Raw genomic sequence first — 13,791 nt, 5'->3', positions numbered from 1 at the left:
CTAGAGGTACTCTATCGCACTTATATTTGCACACACACCCCTGCTAGGCATGAGCAGGGGTGTAGCATCTTTATCTATGATTCCTGTCGTTCATACAGCCGGTACATGGATAGCTCACCACTCATCGCCACCGCTTGCGCAAAGGCTTCCTTCACGTCCCGTCCTTGCTGAACGATCTCATAGAACAGCCGGAGAACGAACATCAGCGCATCGTTGCCGTCCGGGTAGTCATCCGGCCCGATATACATCCTGCAGCCCCGCTTCAGGAAAGCGTCGGCCAGTGCTGGATCCCCCAGCGAGCAGCCGTTCGCGATCACCGTCTTCCCGTCCAAATTCGCATAACGCTTAATTTCGCCTGGCCCGAAGCCGCCCCTCGGTTCATCCTTCTCGTATACCTCTTCGCCGAGCTCCGGCATGATCATGCTGCCCTCATCCCCGTGAAAGTTCAACAACATCATATCGGTGCCTTCATATAGATCATCGCCTGACAAGACGGAGATCAGATCATTCGGCCTCCCGATCCAATATGTAAAGACGCGCACCCCGAAATACTCCAGAGCCGCCCTTACGGCTTGGCTCTCCATATCGCAATCCGGTCCGACGACCAGAGCGACCTGCATAACCGGCTTACTCACTACTAAATCCCTCCTGACAATGACTTCGATAAGGAGCTCATACTTTTCTCCATATCATCCACCATCGTTTATCATACGAATCGACTTCGATCTCTTCCAGACCTAGATTCGCTTCGCTGATCCAACTTCTAGCCAGTTGTATATAGTCGTTGTGAAATTCGGAGGAATAACCCATTTCATCATATCCGGCATAGGTAATGTTATCGAATATCATGTATCCTCCGCTTTTTAACTGCTTACAGCTTGTGTCCATGATTTGGATAAACGCCTGATACGCTGCATCTTTTAAAGTACCTTTGCGGTGATAATCCATAACAGCTTGCAGCATTAGAGGCTCGATCGTCCACCAATCTTGATTTACTGTATCAATGCCCTCACGCTCAGCGATAATGGTCTGGATGATATCGTTAATAGCGTGATGAAAAGCGACAACGTCAAAAGAGGACTCCGGATAATATAAACCGATATTGGCGGCATCGTCCTCAACAACCCGTATGCTGACGTCCATTCCTTTTGTTTTCTCCTGAAAATGTTGTGTCAGCTCCCTGTTGAGGTTGGCCGTCACATAGGACCCCGCTTCATGGGAATAGGCGTCTACAGCCTTGGGAATGTAAATGACATCGCCTGCACCGACTTCCAAAAGACTTAAAGCACGGGGCACATTCAGCTCCGTGAAGAGATTCTGCCAGGATGCTGAATAATACAGTTGAAGATATTCGAATACCCTCTGCTTGGATATATCTATTGGTACTGCTAATATGTCTTTCAATTTGTTTTCCAATTGGACTGCGTTCATCTGTTCCAATTCCGAAATCATGTTCTGCGAAAAATCACGTTGTAGGATATCGTTAAACAAGCCGGCACTCGTTTTCTCGGCTAGCGTCTGCATATTCATCAGCGTATCCCTCTCTTCTTATGGTTTCTAGAGTATATTCGAATATATGGTGTTTTTTCCTCTTTTTATCGGCACAAACGCAGTTCTTAATTGGCATCGACAGCAAGCATAAAATTTCTCATGTTTTGCATCGGTTACTCTTCGAGGACCAGGCACAGCTCTATCAGCTGCCTAATAAAGGATAGTCCACGCAAAAAGACGTGATGGGAAGGATCGCCGGTTGGTCATTTCCAAGTCACGTCTTTTGGGTTGTGTTTATAATGTGTGCGGAGGATTTCACTCTCATTCTTCTAATAAAATATGATTTCCATCGAAAATACTGTATCTATGCCCCTTAAGAATCTCAGCAAAACACCCCGTATCCCAAACATGTGATGAATTTTCTAAATATACACAACCTTTAGAAAAGAAGCAAAGTTCATTATCACCATTTGATAAAAATAAAGCATTTGCGTTATGGTTTTTCATTAAATTAAATACCAATGCTAACATAAACTCAAAAGATTTATTGCTGTGCAGGTTGTTTATGAATCGGAAACTTAATGCACTTTCGTACACAAACTCATTTTTCAAAAACGGAGTATTATAAGCGTTATATGGATATGCACCAGATTCTGTTAAGTATAGTGTTAAACCTAGTGTTTCTTCAAAAGAACGAATTTCAATTCCTCTAGATAACTCTACTACGTCAATATTTTTATATCCCATGGACTCGAGTTCTTGAACTAAAAGAGGTTCAGGTACTGCTTCTCCGATTCTAAGTGAATACTCAATAGCCATGTAACCATTCCTTATTACGGTATTAATAAAGTATATGTATGATTGAGGGATTTATCCTGCACTGGACTGCCCAGAAGCTATTCGTTTAGTCATTTAAGCTCCACTTTTAAATTCCCTTTTAATCTTAGACTTGTTCCTGTTTCTACATTAACTTTTTCTTCAAACTCCACGACTATGTTTCTACCGAACCCTTCAACATCACAAAGCAATGTGTAATCATCTTCTTTCTCAATAACAGTAGCTGAAACTATACTATGGGGGGATTCACTTTTAGGTTGTAGCACATCTTCAATAAATTCCGATTCTTTAGTAATAACTGAATAATCATTAACTAAGTCAATTCCAACAATAAAAGTTAGATTTTGTCCTACACGAAGAATTTCAGAGGTTTTCCCCTCCTCTAAATACTCCTCATGTTGAATGAAGTGACACCATAACTTTTTTTCTATTGCAGTGAAGCTTATATAAATAAGTCGTTCATAACCATCTACGATTATTTTTTCAATTGTACCTACAAGTTTCATAAGCCATTACTCCTTTATTGCAATTTTCCACAGTGCCCGAACCCTCAAGGGCTTCGATGATCTTATCCCTTATCCCGGATAACAAGACCGCTTCATTGAGCGTGAAAAAAGCCCATTACTAAGTTGGAATAAGCATTCATCATGTTGTTCTTCTTACTGCTGTTCTACTATATAGACTTTACTTACGTATTATCCTCGTTAAAAACGTAAATTCTATCACAATTAGTACATCTCCATACTTCTCTCTTAGGATCAGGTATTAAAAGCGGGTCTATAGAATCTCCCATGTTTATAATCTCGTCCCATTCCCTATCTGTATAGACATGCAATTGAACATCGTTCGGAGCCTCAACCGTGGATAAGTACTTCCCACACTTACATTGTAATCGAGCCATATTTTGATTCCTCCTAATTCGTTACCTTTCCATTGTTAATCCATATTTCAACTTTCCCTGGAATCTGCTTATCGGCGTAAGTTCCCTTAGCACGTTCAAGTAGTTTCACTCTAGATTTCCTTCAAAATTATCTTATTTATGTTCATTAATATATTATTGACACTCAATATTCTCCAAACCCTTAACTTCTTTCAATTTTTTCTCAATCCCATTCATAGCAATTTCTGCTTCCTTTAGAGCAATAACTCCTTTTCTACTTTTATATTTATAGGTTTCATAAGCCCAAACTAATATAATTTTTACAAACTCAATTGTTTCTAATTTACAGATCGGTTCAACCTCATCTTCGTCGTAAAATGGATCCTCAATTATGGTCCAATCCCTATAAGATATAACGCTTGAAGCATTTCCTCCATGTCTATATTCAGGTATCTTCCCCTTCAATAAATCAATATAGTGATCAATATCATTTTTTAAATCCTTAAATCTCCAAGGTATATCAGATCCTAAAGGATCACTTATCATATTGGCATACTCCAATGATTTTTCTTCATCAAAATCCATTACGACGATATTGAATTCGTCCATATATTTCAATTTATACTTATACTTAATCATAAACAGGCATCCTCCATCTTAATATACTGGAAAAGCTGAAATTATCTTATCGTTCCTTAAAATAATTTCAATTTCCATACCACTGCTTGTTTTCCCAATATATCTATTGTTTTTTATATTTACTTTATTATTAAAAGCTTCATTTACTGCATCTACCACCTGTTGAGGTGTCCATTCCCTTTTGGAAAAAATGTGGATTTAGGACCCTTTAATACCCCATTAACTTCTTATCGATAAACCGTAAGAAAGTGCGTAAATAACAAAAAACAGGCCAATCATGGTGATATCTGACCATAATCGACCTATTCCACGGAACGGTATAGCGTTAGGAGATTATAAGATTCAAGCATTAGTGTGCATACAAACGAAATGAGGAAATCTTCATAAGGGAGTTACATGAATGATATGTTTTATTGGTTAAATGCGGGGCTCATTCGGCACTCAGTAGCCCCCACCACCTTTTAAAATATTTCATGATTCAAATGCAGTTCTTTCCGGGAACTTGCCCCCCTCCCGAACCAAACAAACCACCAATCTTTGAGCAGCTCTATCAAAATAAAATTTATTTGGAATACTTGGGTCAGGCAAAGGCTCTAATTCAGCAAACTTCTTAGTAGTCTTATTCAATTCAATTTTCCCCATAACGTCTTCGTTTGGACCAAATCTGTAAACAACTATATCATTATCTTCGTGTTCTTTTAATAACAATACATACGAAGCCATTTTACTCCTCCTCATTTCAACATTTTTTGGTCTTCGTTTCTTCTTTCTAGAGCGTGCAAAAAAGCTTATTCCTAACTCTTCTTCAGGTTGGAATAAGCCTTTTAAAAGTTATAAACCCAATTAAGATGAATCAATTGGTTACAACTATTCTTCAGAAATAAACCTCGCAGGAACACTGTCAGCTAACCATACAGCATCATTGCCTTGATAAAAGTTACATCCTTCATTTGAAGCCTGCTCAGCTCGAACTACTAGCAGGACGGGACTAGGATCTTTACGCTTTCCGACCAAATATGCTGTTTCTCTATCAACGGATAGATGAACATACTGTCTACCCATTGGTCGAAGTCCCTCGTGCAAAATTTGTTCGACTAAGTGTCTAGCTGTCCCATGATAAAGTAATGTTGGCGGAGTTCCAATTACTTTCAATATTTTTTGCGGTGCAGAGTGACCATACAAAGCTCGTATTTTTCCATTCAAAATTTCATGCCGTGCTTTATCTGATTTATCAATCATTTCAATTAAATCATTTTCGGTTATAGATTCCCATTGTTTGTCACGGCGCAATGCAATTAGAATCTGTTCAATGCTTACCCATCCTTCATCATCTAATTCTAACTCATACTCCCATGGTGCATGTCTTAAGGCATATGATACTTCTTTACTTAATTTTGTAATATCCACTACTCACACTCCATACTTATTAAATCTTCGCTAAAGTATCGGGATGACTTTTTCTTACCGTCAACTTCAATAAAGTACATTTCTTTTTCAGTCTGATTATGCCAGTTGATTTCGGAAATAGTTCCAATAACCTCCGGTTTTTTTCTAAGTCTAATAGTGTCACCAAAATTAAATTTTGGCGTAGGGACTTTTTTGAACAGCTGAGGTTTGACCAAGTAACTGTGGTCATTATATTGCACCTCAATAAATTCGTCTCGTTCTCCAACACACCGAAATATTTTTCCATAAGGTTTTAATCTACGAAACTCATCCCTATGGCGTTCATCAATTAATTCTTCTCCATCTTCCTCAAACCATGGATAAATCCCCCATGTACCTGCCACAGAAACCCTCTCCTTAAATCTATTTATCAAATGGCACATATCCTTGAAACTTAGAGCCGAATGTCGAAGAAGGAAGTTTACTAAATGCTTCCTCAGCAGCTTTAAGTGATTCTACACTAGGTTTATAATGTCCACTTGCATTGTCGATTTTATATATCTGGCCACCTCTGATTTCAACTATCCCAGCCGCTTGAACTTGTGGATTCTCTCCACCAATAAGCGTCGGATGGGGCATTCTCTGACCTGCCCTTGTGCCGATAATTATGTTACCATTTGTATCAACTGCATACATATACTGACCTGACATTTGTTTACTACCTATTTTACCCGAACTAGTAATTAGATCATTAATATTTTGTGATGTTGGATTTTTAATGTAACTACCGTTTTTCAAGACTCCTGCTCGTTCATCGTCCACCTTCATTGCAGGGTCAACTGTGAAGTTACCCTTATCCCCAACAATCTTACCCTCAACAACCTTCCCCCCATCCCCACCCGAATCATGCTTCAGGTGCGGGTGAGTCTTCACGCCGATTCGGCGTGTCGCCAAGCCGGCCAGGATCATGGCAGCCTGCTGACCCATGTAATTGGACGCGCCGCCCGACGCCTCAACGTCTGCGGCGAATTTCTCCTGGGTATCGGCATCAAAAATCATTTTGCCTCCCCAGACCGCCGTGTCGATGATCTCTTCCGCCGTCCCGATAGTTGCATTATAGGCCATGTCCTTGGCAGTGCCAAGCGGGTCTTCCACCAAGGATGTAGCCGCATCCTTTACCGAATTTGCCACGGATTTCGCCCCGGTCTGCAGCCCCTGCCAGAAGTCCCCCGCATGGTCCCAGAACGTTTTGGGTTCGTTCGCAGCGCTCGCTGCAGCTGCCGCGATCATGAGATCTTCACGCATATCAGCTGAGATGAACCGGAAAGCAATGGTCTTCAATTCCTGGCCGATGATCCGTAGATGCTCAATCGTTTTATTCATTTCGCCGTAGGCACGCTGAAAATCTTCGAAAAACCGCGAACGGGTAGTTCCTTCCCACGAAGACATCATATACGTAATCTGCTGGTCCAGCCGATTCTTGGTCGTTTCCAGTTCTTCCGCTGCCCTGGCGGCTTCCTCCGATACCCGAATCAATACCTCGGGCGGGACAAGTATTCTAGGCATTTGCATCCTCTCCAACGTTTCATTGGACCTTATTGTATCCATCTTCTAGGATATGGAAAAGGTTCCAGAGTCCTTCATATCAAAGGCATGGGAGTATGCAATTTGGATGAAGCGAAGCCTTCATGCTCCTATATGGTTCAGAAGCCCCACAGCGCTCTGTTTCTAGTATCATGGTAATTTCCGTTTTAGCAGCAGCGTAAGCATCTCTAAAAATGGATCACCAAAAACGCACCTCCTAAAGAGATGCGTATTTCGCTTGTCCTATGCTGCAACCCGTGTAAATGAACTATGGGATCCTACAGCTTAACTACGCCTTTACTATGCGTGCTCAGAGTCCGGACCTCATCAAATCGCTTAGCACAAAAGCCAGATGTTTTTCGGCCAAACGCATATGACGGTAAAAAGTGGCTCTGCTCATATGAAAGGATGCTGCGAGCTGGCTTTTGTTCCGGTCCTTGCGCAGATAACTTGCGATGAGAATTTCCTTCTCCAATATTGTCAAAGGTTCCATCGGACGTCCGTCGGCCAGAATCCCTTGGATGATATCCCTCACCTGCATCCCGTCCAAACCCAATCGCCGAATGACAGGGAGTTCCTCCAGCTTGTCCGGATCGAACAGCCGTTCCAGCATTTGCTTCATTACGCTTCTATCAATGGCCCGGGGATACTCATCCTCCCGTTGATGTGCCGGTTGTCCTGCTGCTGTCTCCGTTTGCCGGATGATCCGCTGAATCCACTGATCAAAGCTCGTTTGCCTAAAATCCAGCTCCCATGTCGTCAATTCGATGCCCGCATATCCCGTCGCTTTCCCGCATGCTTTGAATCCCAGGATCGACAATAAGGAATTCAATTGCGGATCCCCCGCCGCCAAAATCCCCCGCAGACCGCCAGTCATGTGAACCAGCCATTGCTGCATCAGCAAAGCCCCCAGCTCTTCGGGACGATACAGGGACTGTTCGTAATTTACCGCGGATAACAGCACAAATATCGTATCGGCCGCCTCCGGAGGAAGCCGATGCAGCGAGGAAGCCTCCTCTCCCAGCATCCCCCTGCACCCAGGCGCATATCGTTCCAACAAGGGCATACTTAAGGCATGCAGCCATACGCCTGCGCAGAACGCCAACGGCGTCCCTTTTTCGTCCCGCACGATAAAGATTCCTTCAGGAAAATGAGCTGCAATCTCCTCCAGCAAAACCAGGTAATCGGCAGAGTCGACCAGTTCGGACTGCCAGTCGGAACCCCGAATAGACGCCTGCAAAAAACGCTGCAAATAAGGCATATCCTCCTGCCGAAACGGCTTCTGTTCGCCGGGTTTCAGGCTTGACGAGAAATTGGCATATGCATGGGCCGAAGGCAAAAATTCGCGGTACAGCTCCAAGATGTGGGCGCTCAGGCGCATCTGCATCCGTTGATCGACCGAATGGAATCGTTCGGCCAGCAGAACGAACGCCTGATGTCGCACCGCTTCGTATTGTGTTGGATTTCTGCGCGCGAAGTCATCCCGCAACATTCGAGCAACGACCTGATGCAGCGTTATCCCATCCGCCGTATCCCGTACGAACGAAAGTGCCCTCAGATGGTAATAGTCCGCCCCTTCCAAGGGCGTATCCAACAACCGGTTCAGCATGCTCTCGTCGGCTGCAGGCAGAAGCGACAAAACCGTCAGCGCACGGTACACGCCAGGAGAAGCCGCTTCCCGCAAAAATTCGGCGCTCAATACAGCCGGAACCTCTCGCCATACATCCCACTGCTCCACGGACTCGGATAGCAGCATATCCACGGTCAAGGCAAGCGACAACGGATGGCCTTCCGTCTTCTCGGCAATAGCCCTTTGCCATTCCGCAGACAAGCCGCTGCCGTCTAAATAATCGTAGACCTCTTCTCGCGTAAACAGCCGCAAAGGGAACCTTTGGATTTGGGACTTCCATTCCGGATTCGTCTGCCACTTGAAAGGCAGTCCATTGCGCGAGGCACATACGATCAACACGCCAGCGGACTTCAACTCAGGAAGAAAGCGGGAGAACAGCCACCCTTCCAGCTTTTCGATCTCCTCCCCATTGTCTATGAATAACACGGTACGCTGCAGCTGAAGCTCGTTAATGATGTATGGCAGCAGCGCGGATTCCGGAGCCCTGGTTCTGCCGTATTCGGTTGCAAGACTCATCTCCAGACTCGCCAGAAAAGCGCCCGACGTCGTTAAGCCTCCTTGCCCGTCCAGCCAAAGGGAACGCACCGAGGACTGCCTTGCCGTGCGGGCCATTTGCAGCAGCAGCGTTGTTTTGCCAATGCCGCCAATTCCTGATATTGAAAAAATGGATGTCAGCGCCCGGGGATCCGCCAGCCAATCCGTGAAACTCATCATTTCCCGATCCAAACCGATGATGCGATGTTTTGCAATCTTCTCCATTCGTTACATCTCACTCCATCCGCTCTTCGCCCGTTGAATCTTACAACTAGTAAACCTGCTATTTTTTTATACTATACTATGTTTCGAGTCTTCAAATAGGCTCCATTACGGAATAAAAGCAAAAAAACGCGCACATTCTCGGTTGGAATGTGCGCGCCAGCTATTCAGCTGCAATCAGTTCATGAAATTCAAGTAGAGCAGCATTCGGTTTAAGAGAACCGTGCTTTGAGCACGCGTAGCATACGCCTGCGGGGCGAACGCCGCGTTCCCAACGCCTTCGATCATGCCCGCAGCCAGCAGCTCGGCAGCCGATCCCTTGGCCCAATCGGATACCTGGGCATGGTCCGAGAAGCGTTCCAACGCAGATGTGTCCTGTCGCGGAAGCTCGCCGGCATATCGGACGGCTCTGCCCAGCATCGCCGCCATCTGCTCTCTCGTGATCCTAGCGTCCGGTCGGAACGAACCGTCGGCGTAGCCTTCAATCAAGCCAGCCGCGGATGCGGCCCCTATCGCACCGGCATGCCAAACTTCGTTCGGCCCCACGTCCGAATAGGAAGAAAGCTGCGGCTTCTCGGCTAGTCCGAGCGCACGTACGAGCATCGCGACGAACTCGGCGCGGGTCACCGTACGGTTAGGATCAAACGTGCCGTCAGCCGATCCGTTCACGATCAGCTTGTTCGCCATCCGCTCGATGTCGCTTTGCGCCCAATGTCCCTGGATATCCCCGAAGGTTCGGTTGGAGCGAACCGCGGTGAACACGCCGTTATATGCGCCATAAAAAGTCACTGTCTCTCCTTCAAAAACGGAAGGGACGAAGCGCGGCTTCCCTGCCTCATCCACCCAAACGACGGTGGAATGGTCGGGTTCTGCCGCACCGTTCATCGAGAATGTGCGCTCCAAATACGTGCCTTCCGCTTCGATTTTTACATTGACGTCGCTGTATAGCTCAAAAATCGTCGGCCTAGCCAGCATGTCATAGCCTTGACGGGTCAATTCCTCATCCAGCTCACGGTTTGCAGAATCCGTCATTCTCGCGATGACAACCGTTACGGTCGCTCGGTTCGGGAGGTCGCTCAGCACGTGCAGCGGAACGCTGTAGCTTGCCCCGTTCACCCCAATGCGAATGGCTGCATTCGGCTTCGCCGCAAGGAGAACCTGCAGCGCTTCAGCCGGAAAATCGACCTTCACCACCGGATCCTCATTGTCGATATCGATAACGATATCCTCCCCGCCGGCGATCCATGACCGAACGAGATCGGAGTCCGGTATCAGTCTCAGAACGGTGCGCCCGTCATGCTCCTGCTCTTTTTTGGCGGTGACCCGAACTTGTTTGCCGTTGATCGTTACGATCATTCTTGGATCCGGCGCAGGAGAAGGAGCAGGAACTGGAACCCAGCTATAGGATGGGAGTTCCGGTTCTGGGGTATAGGCAGCTCTCAAATCGATGCGTCCTACGTCGACCGTCTCCCCGGCTAGGACATTTACGGTTGTCGCATAATCGTTATACGTCGCTGCCGTCACCGTGAGTTCATGGCGGCCTGCCGCTACGTTATTCAGTGCAAATCTCCCCTCGGCGTCGGTCATATCCTTCGTACCACCCACCGATACCGCCGCACCGGCCAGCGGTGTATTCCCTGTACCATAGACTGCGCCGGTCACCGTCCCCGTATCCGTTGGAGCCGAATGTACCGTCACTGCTGCGGTGGCCGTGAACCCGCCGTCGACGGTAGTCACCGTAACGACCGCCGTACCTTCAGCGACCGGCGTCACCTCGCCGCTCTGGTCCACCTGGGCGACGCTTGAATCGCTGGAACTCCAGGATACCGCCTGATTCGTCGCATTCGCCGGCATAAGGACGGCTGTCAGCTTCTGTGAAGCACCTCCTGCCGTAAGAGTCAAAGCCGTCTGATCCAGACTCACCCCCGTAACGGGGATGGTGTTACGAATATGGCTCGCTTCCACTTGGATAACGCTCCATGCCTGGATGCGCTGCTGTGCATCCAGTTCAAACACCTGGAGATATTGACCCGGGATTGGATCCACAATGTCCGTACCTAACGAATACAAGGCTGCTTCGCCAGGCAGAGCATCTCCCAATAGGGGACGCTCACCGGCATCTGGCCCGAGCAAATAAGCAAACGTATGCCCCGGATTCCCCGGAACCGCCGTCACGCTCGTCGAACCGTTCGCGCTGCCTGGACGAATAGAAAGCCCGTCGATGTCCGGTGCCGGTTCATCCACATACAGAGTCAATACTGCGCTAACGGTGTTCTGGCCCGCATCGGTCGCCGAGACCGTTACCTGAAACTCGCCACTCACCGTAGGTCTGCCTTTGAGCATGCCGTGATCCGTCAACGCCAGGCCGTCAGGAAGTCCGGAGGCGTTCCAAGTCAAGCCCCCCCTTGCGCCGTCAAAAGCGTCTATCGCAATCGAATAAGGAGCGTCCTTGACCGCCCGCGGTAAATCGGTTGTCAAAATGTCCGGACGAAAATAAGGATATCCTCCATTAACACCGGCATCGACGGCCCAGATATCGGTGAAATCCCAGCCTTGGTAATTGGATGCTTCCCTCATTTCGTTGGTCGTAAGGCCCGTAATGTGAATCGAGCCTGTACCACTACCATCTCCTACGCCGCTGGTTTGGGTGGTAGCAACGGAATCGAAATACGAGGCATGAATTGAGGGATTCGTCGAATCGAAAATAAAACCAACAAAGCCGCCCATCCTGCCATATCTGAATTTTCCGGATTGAGTGACAGCTGTCGACGAGTAACTATTGGAAATAGCCCCATATACTAGGTGCCCCACCAATCCGCCTCCAAAGAAAAAGTCATCATCTCCCCAGTTGGTAACCGATCCCGTGGCATATGAGTCGCTGATGGAGCCTGCACCTTGGGAACCGACAAGCCCCCCGGCATATTGGTTGGAGGCATCACCGCTCTTGACGGCAGCGGATGAAGAAGAACGAATAATACTGGAATGATCGTATGCCACACCGACCAACCCGCCTGCTACACTCACGCCTGTATAACCGGTATTGCCGCTCGTAACAGTGCCCTGAGAATGCGAGTTGATGATGATGCCGCCGATCAGATGACTGGCCAATCCCCCGGCATAGCTGCCGCCGTGAACTTGAACCGTGACACCCAGATAACGAATCGTACCCGACACGTGGCCGAAGAATCCGACATCCTGCAGTGCGCCGCCCTCGATCTTAAGACCTTCAATCCGGTATCCCCCACCGTCGAATATTCCACTGAAGGCTGCCGCTTCATTGCCCATCGGGACCCAATCGTATCCGGTCATATCGATGTCGCTGGTTAATCGGATATTCCGATCCAGGTAGGACGCTTGATTCCGATTGATATAGGCCAGTTCTTCGGCCGTACCTACGAGAACCCAACCGGACTCTTCAGCCGGAACAGAGTCGTAACCAGCCCGGACCACGGGCTGAGCGGAAGCCAAGGGAGCAAGCACCATCGAAAAGATGAGCATTACAGCCAGAAGGATGGACATTTTTTTCATAAACAGGTTTCTCCTTTGCATCAGTACAGTCATCGATGAGTCATAGAAACACGACGTGATCTGATAAATTTCAACCTCTTTAATTAAGTGTAATATAACAATGGAACAGAGACTGTCTCAATTTTGTTTCAAGTTCTTAGGAAGGGGCTGTCATAACGAAAAACCGAGCGAATACAGGGAACGGCCCTGCGTTTTCGCTCGGCTTGATATATGTGTGAGGGACCATCGCTTTTGCGAAGATTCCGCATATCGATCAACTTAAAATAAAGGAATATGTAATCATTCCTACTACTAGTGATCCCTTTTTATCTAAAACGGGTGATGCCACATTTTGGGCTTTGTTTCATTCTTTCATGAATCACTCGAAAGGCATTCAAAATCTTCGTCTATACCTTCTCAACTGAAATTGATTTACAGACAATTTCGGCATTAAGAGGAGGCATTGTAATTTTACAATTTAGTAATTGATAACCTTCACTTTGAACATCTGTAACTTCGATATCTTGTAGAAAATAAGGAATTTGTGGTCTAGTCAACTCTCTTAAAGGTTTTGTCCTATCATCTACATTTGTAATAAAGGAAAATTTAGAACATCCCGTAAAGGACAATTTGACGTCACTCTCTGTGTCCTCAAAAATAAGTATTAATTCGTCGCCAAAAAAACTCGAATCAAATTTTAGTACTCTAGCATCCCAGTAATGCATTGCTTCAATCTTACCCAGGATCTCTTTAGCTTTCACTGTATCACCTCATTTTTTATATGGAATATGAGCATCAGGACTTTTTCTGTCAACCACATTCAGACTAACATCGATTGGGTTACCACTTTCATCAAACAAATGAACATGGTCATATTTGGTGACTTTATCAGGTGGGTCGATTCTCATGCGAATGTTTCCGTTTACATCTCGAATATGAACAAAACCGTTATTATCAGTATACTCCCAGTTCTTTGGTAAGCTATCCAAGATTTCCTGCTTGGACATATTAGGAATGCTTTCAGCATTAATGTTTCCTGCGAAGTTGCGGATAGAGTTACCCGACCCCTCAACCTTTCCCC

General features: G+C 46.5%; 13 protein-coding genes and 1 pseudogene. All 14 read right to left on the bottom strand.

Annotated features, from left to right (window positions below; translation table 11 throughout):
• Nucleotides 1-74: 74 nt before the first annotated feature.
• Nucleotides 75-635, bottom strand: coding sequence for a delta-aminolevulinic acid dehydratase (locus tag RB298_RS06870; protein WP_096775066.1), 561 nt, complete (start codon nucleotides 633-635; stop codon nucleotides 75-77).
• Between the two features lie 37 nt (nucleotides 636-672).
• Nucleotides 673-1,530: a class I SAM-dependent methyltransferase gene (locus RB298_RS06865; protein WP_096775065.1), complete on the bottom strand. Its 858-nt coding sequence runs from the start codon at nucleotides 1,528-1,530 to the stop codon at nucleotides 673-675.
• Nucleotides 1,531-1,812: 282 nt separating this feature from the next.
• The gene (locus tag RB298_RS06860; protein ID WP_096775064.1) at nucleotides 1,813-2,310 is read right to left on the bottom strand and encodes a SitI3 family protein; all 498 of its coding nucleotides are present in this window, start codon (nucleotides 2,308-2,310) and stop codon (nucleotides 1,813-1,815) included.
• Between the two features lie 89 nt (nucleotides 2,311-2,399).
• Entirely contained in the window at nucleotides 2,400-2,834 is a 435-nt protein-coding gene (locus RB298_RS06855; RefSeq protein ID WP_096775063.1) for a hypothetical protein, read from the bottom strand.
• A gap of 548 nt (nucleotides 2,835-3,382) precedes the next feature.
• On the bottom strand, nucleotides 3,383-3,847 hold the full coding sequence (locus RB298_RS06850) for a hypothetical protein (RefSeq protein WP_096775061.1): 465 nt from the start codon (nucleotides 3,845-3,847) through the stop codon (nucleotides 3,383-3,385).
• Between the two features lie 18 nt (nucleotides 3,848-3,865).
• A complete protein-coding gene (locus tag RB298_RS06845) occupies nucleotides 3,866-4,006 on the bottom strand; it encodes an EndoU domain-containing protein (RefSeq protein ID WP_255250573.1) in 141 nt (46 codons plus the stop codon).
• A 312-nt stretch (nucleotides 4,007-4,318) separates the two neighbouring features.
• Nucleotides 4,319-4,570 (bottom strand): hypothetical protein, encoded by a 252-nt coding sequence (locus RB298_RS06840; RefSeq protein WP_375120815.1) that lies wholly within the window; start codon nucleotides 4,568-4,570, stop codon nucleotides 4,319-4,321.
• Nucleotides 4,571-4,714: 144 nt separating this feature from the next.
• Nucleotides 4,715-5,254, bottom strand: coding sequence for an RNA 2'-phosphotransferase (locus RB298_RS06835; protein ID WP_096775060.1), 540 nt, complete (start codon nucleotides 5,252-5,254; stop codon nucleotides 4,715-4,717).
• Nucleotides 5,254-5,637 (bottom strand): DUF6960 family protein, encoded by a 384-nt coding sequence (locus RB298_RS06830; protein ID WP_375120816.1) that lies wholly within the window; start codon nucleotides 5,635-5,637, stop codon nucleotides 5,254-5,256. The genes RB298_RS06835 and RB298_RS06830 overlap by 1 nt, the downstream gene beginning before the upstream one ends.
• Before the next feature lie 19 nt (nucleotides 5,638-5,656).
• On the bottom strand, nucleotides 5,657-6,799 hold the full coding sequence (locus RB298_RS06825) for a WXG100 family type VII secretion target (RefSeq protein ID WP_486046513.1): 1,143 nt from the start codon (nucleotides 6,797-6,799) through the stop codon (nucleotides 5,657-5,659).
• Between the two features lie 328 nt (nucleotides 6,800-7,127).
• Nucleotides 7,128-9,206, bottom strand: coding sequence for an ATP-binding protein (locus RB298_RS06820; protein WP_486046511.1), 2,079 nt, complete (start codon nucleotides 9,204-9,206; stop codon nucleotides 7,128-7,130).
• A 174-nt stretch (nucleotides 9,207-9,380) separates the two neighbouring features.
• Entirely contained in the window at nucleotides 9,381-12,731 is a 3,351-nt protein-coding gene (locus tag RB298_RS06815; protein WP_486046509.1) for an S-layer homology domain-containing protein, read from the bottom strand.
• Between the two features lie 386 nt (nucleotides 12,732-13,117).
• A complete protein-coding gene (locus tag RB298_RS06810) occupies nucleotides 13,118-13,471 on the bottom strand; it encodes a hypothetical protein (protein ID WP_486046507.1) in 354 nt (117 codons plus the stop codon).
• 9 nt (nucleotides 13,472-13,480) lie between these two features.
• Nucleotides 13,481-13,791 (bottom strand): annotated as a pseudogene (locus tag RB298_RS06805) (WXG100 family type VII secretion target); the annotation flags it as partial.

The organism is Priestia sp. BR_2 (assembly GCF_041954005.1).
GTDB lineage: Bacteria > Bacillota > Bacilli > Paenibacillales > Paenibacillaceae > Paenibacillus_AQ > Paenibacillus_AQ lautus_A.
This window is presented reverse-complemented; position numbering and strand designations above follow the sequence as displayed.

Bases quoted from the DNA above. Each gene is read 5' to 3' on its own strand.
- RB298_RS06865 (WP_096775065.1), bottom strand. From the start codon at position 1,530: ATGAATATGCAGACGCTAGCCGAGAAAACGAGTGCCGGCTTGTTTAAC.
- RB298_RS06860 (WP_096775064.1), bottom strand. From the start codon at position 2,310: ATGGCTATTGAGTATTCACTTAGAATCGGAGAAGCAGTACCTGAACCT.
- RB298_RS06855 (WP_096775063.1), bottom strand. From the start codon at position 2,834: ATGAAACTTGTAGGTACAATTGAAAAAATAATCGTAGATGGTTATGAA.
- RB298_RS06850 (WP_096775061.1), bottom strand. From the start codon at position 3,847: ATGATTAAGTATAAGTATAAATTGAAATATATGGACGAATTCAATATC.
- RB298_RS06840 (WP_375120815.1), bottom strand. From the start codon at position 4,570: ATGGCTTCGTATGTATTGTTATTAAAAGAACACGAAGATAATGATATA.
- RB298_RS06825 (WP_486046513.1), bottom strand. From the start codon at position 6,799: ATGCCTAGAATACTTGTCCCGCCCGAGGTATTGATTCGGGTATCGGAG.
- RB298_RS06820 (WP_486046511.1), bottom strand. From the start codon at position 9,206: ATGGAGAAGATTGCAAAACATCGCATCATCGGTTTGGATCGGGAAATG.
- RB298_RS06815 (WP_486046509.1), bottom strand. From the start codon at position 12,731: ATGAAAAAAATGTCCATCCTTCTGGCTGTAATGCTCATCTTTTCGATG.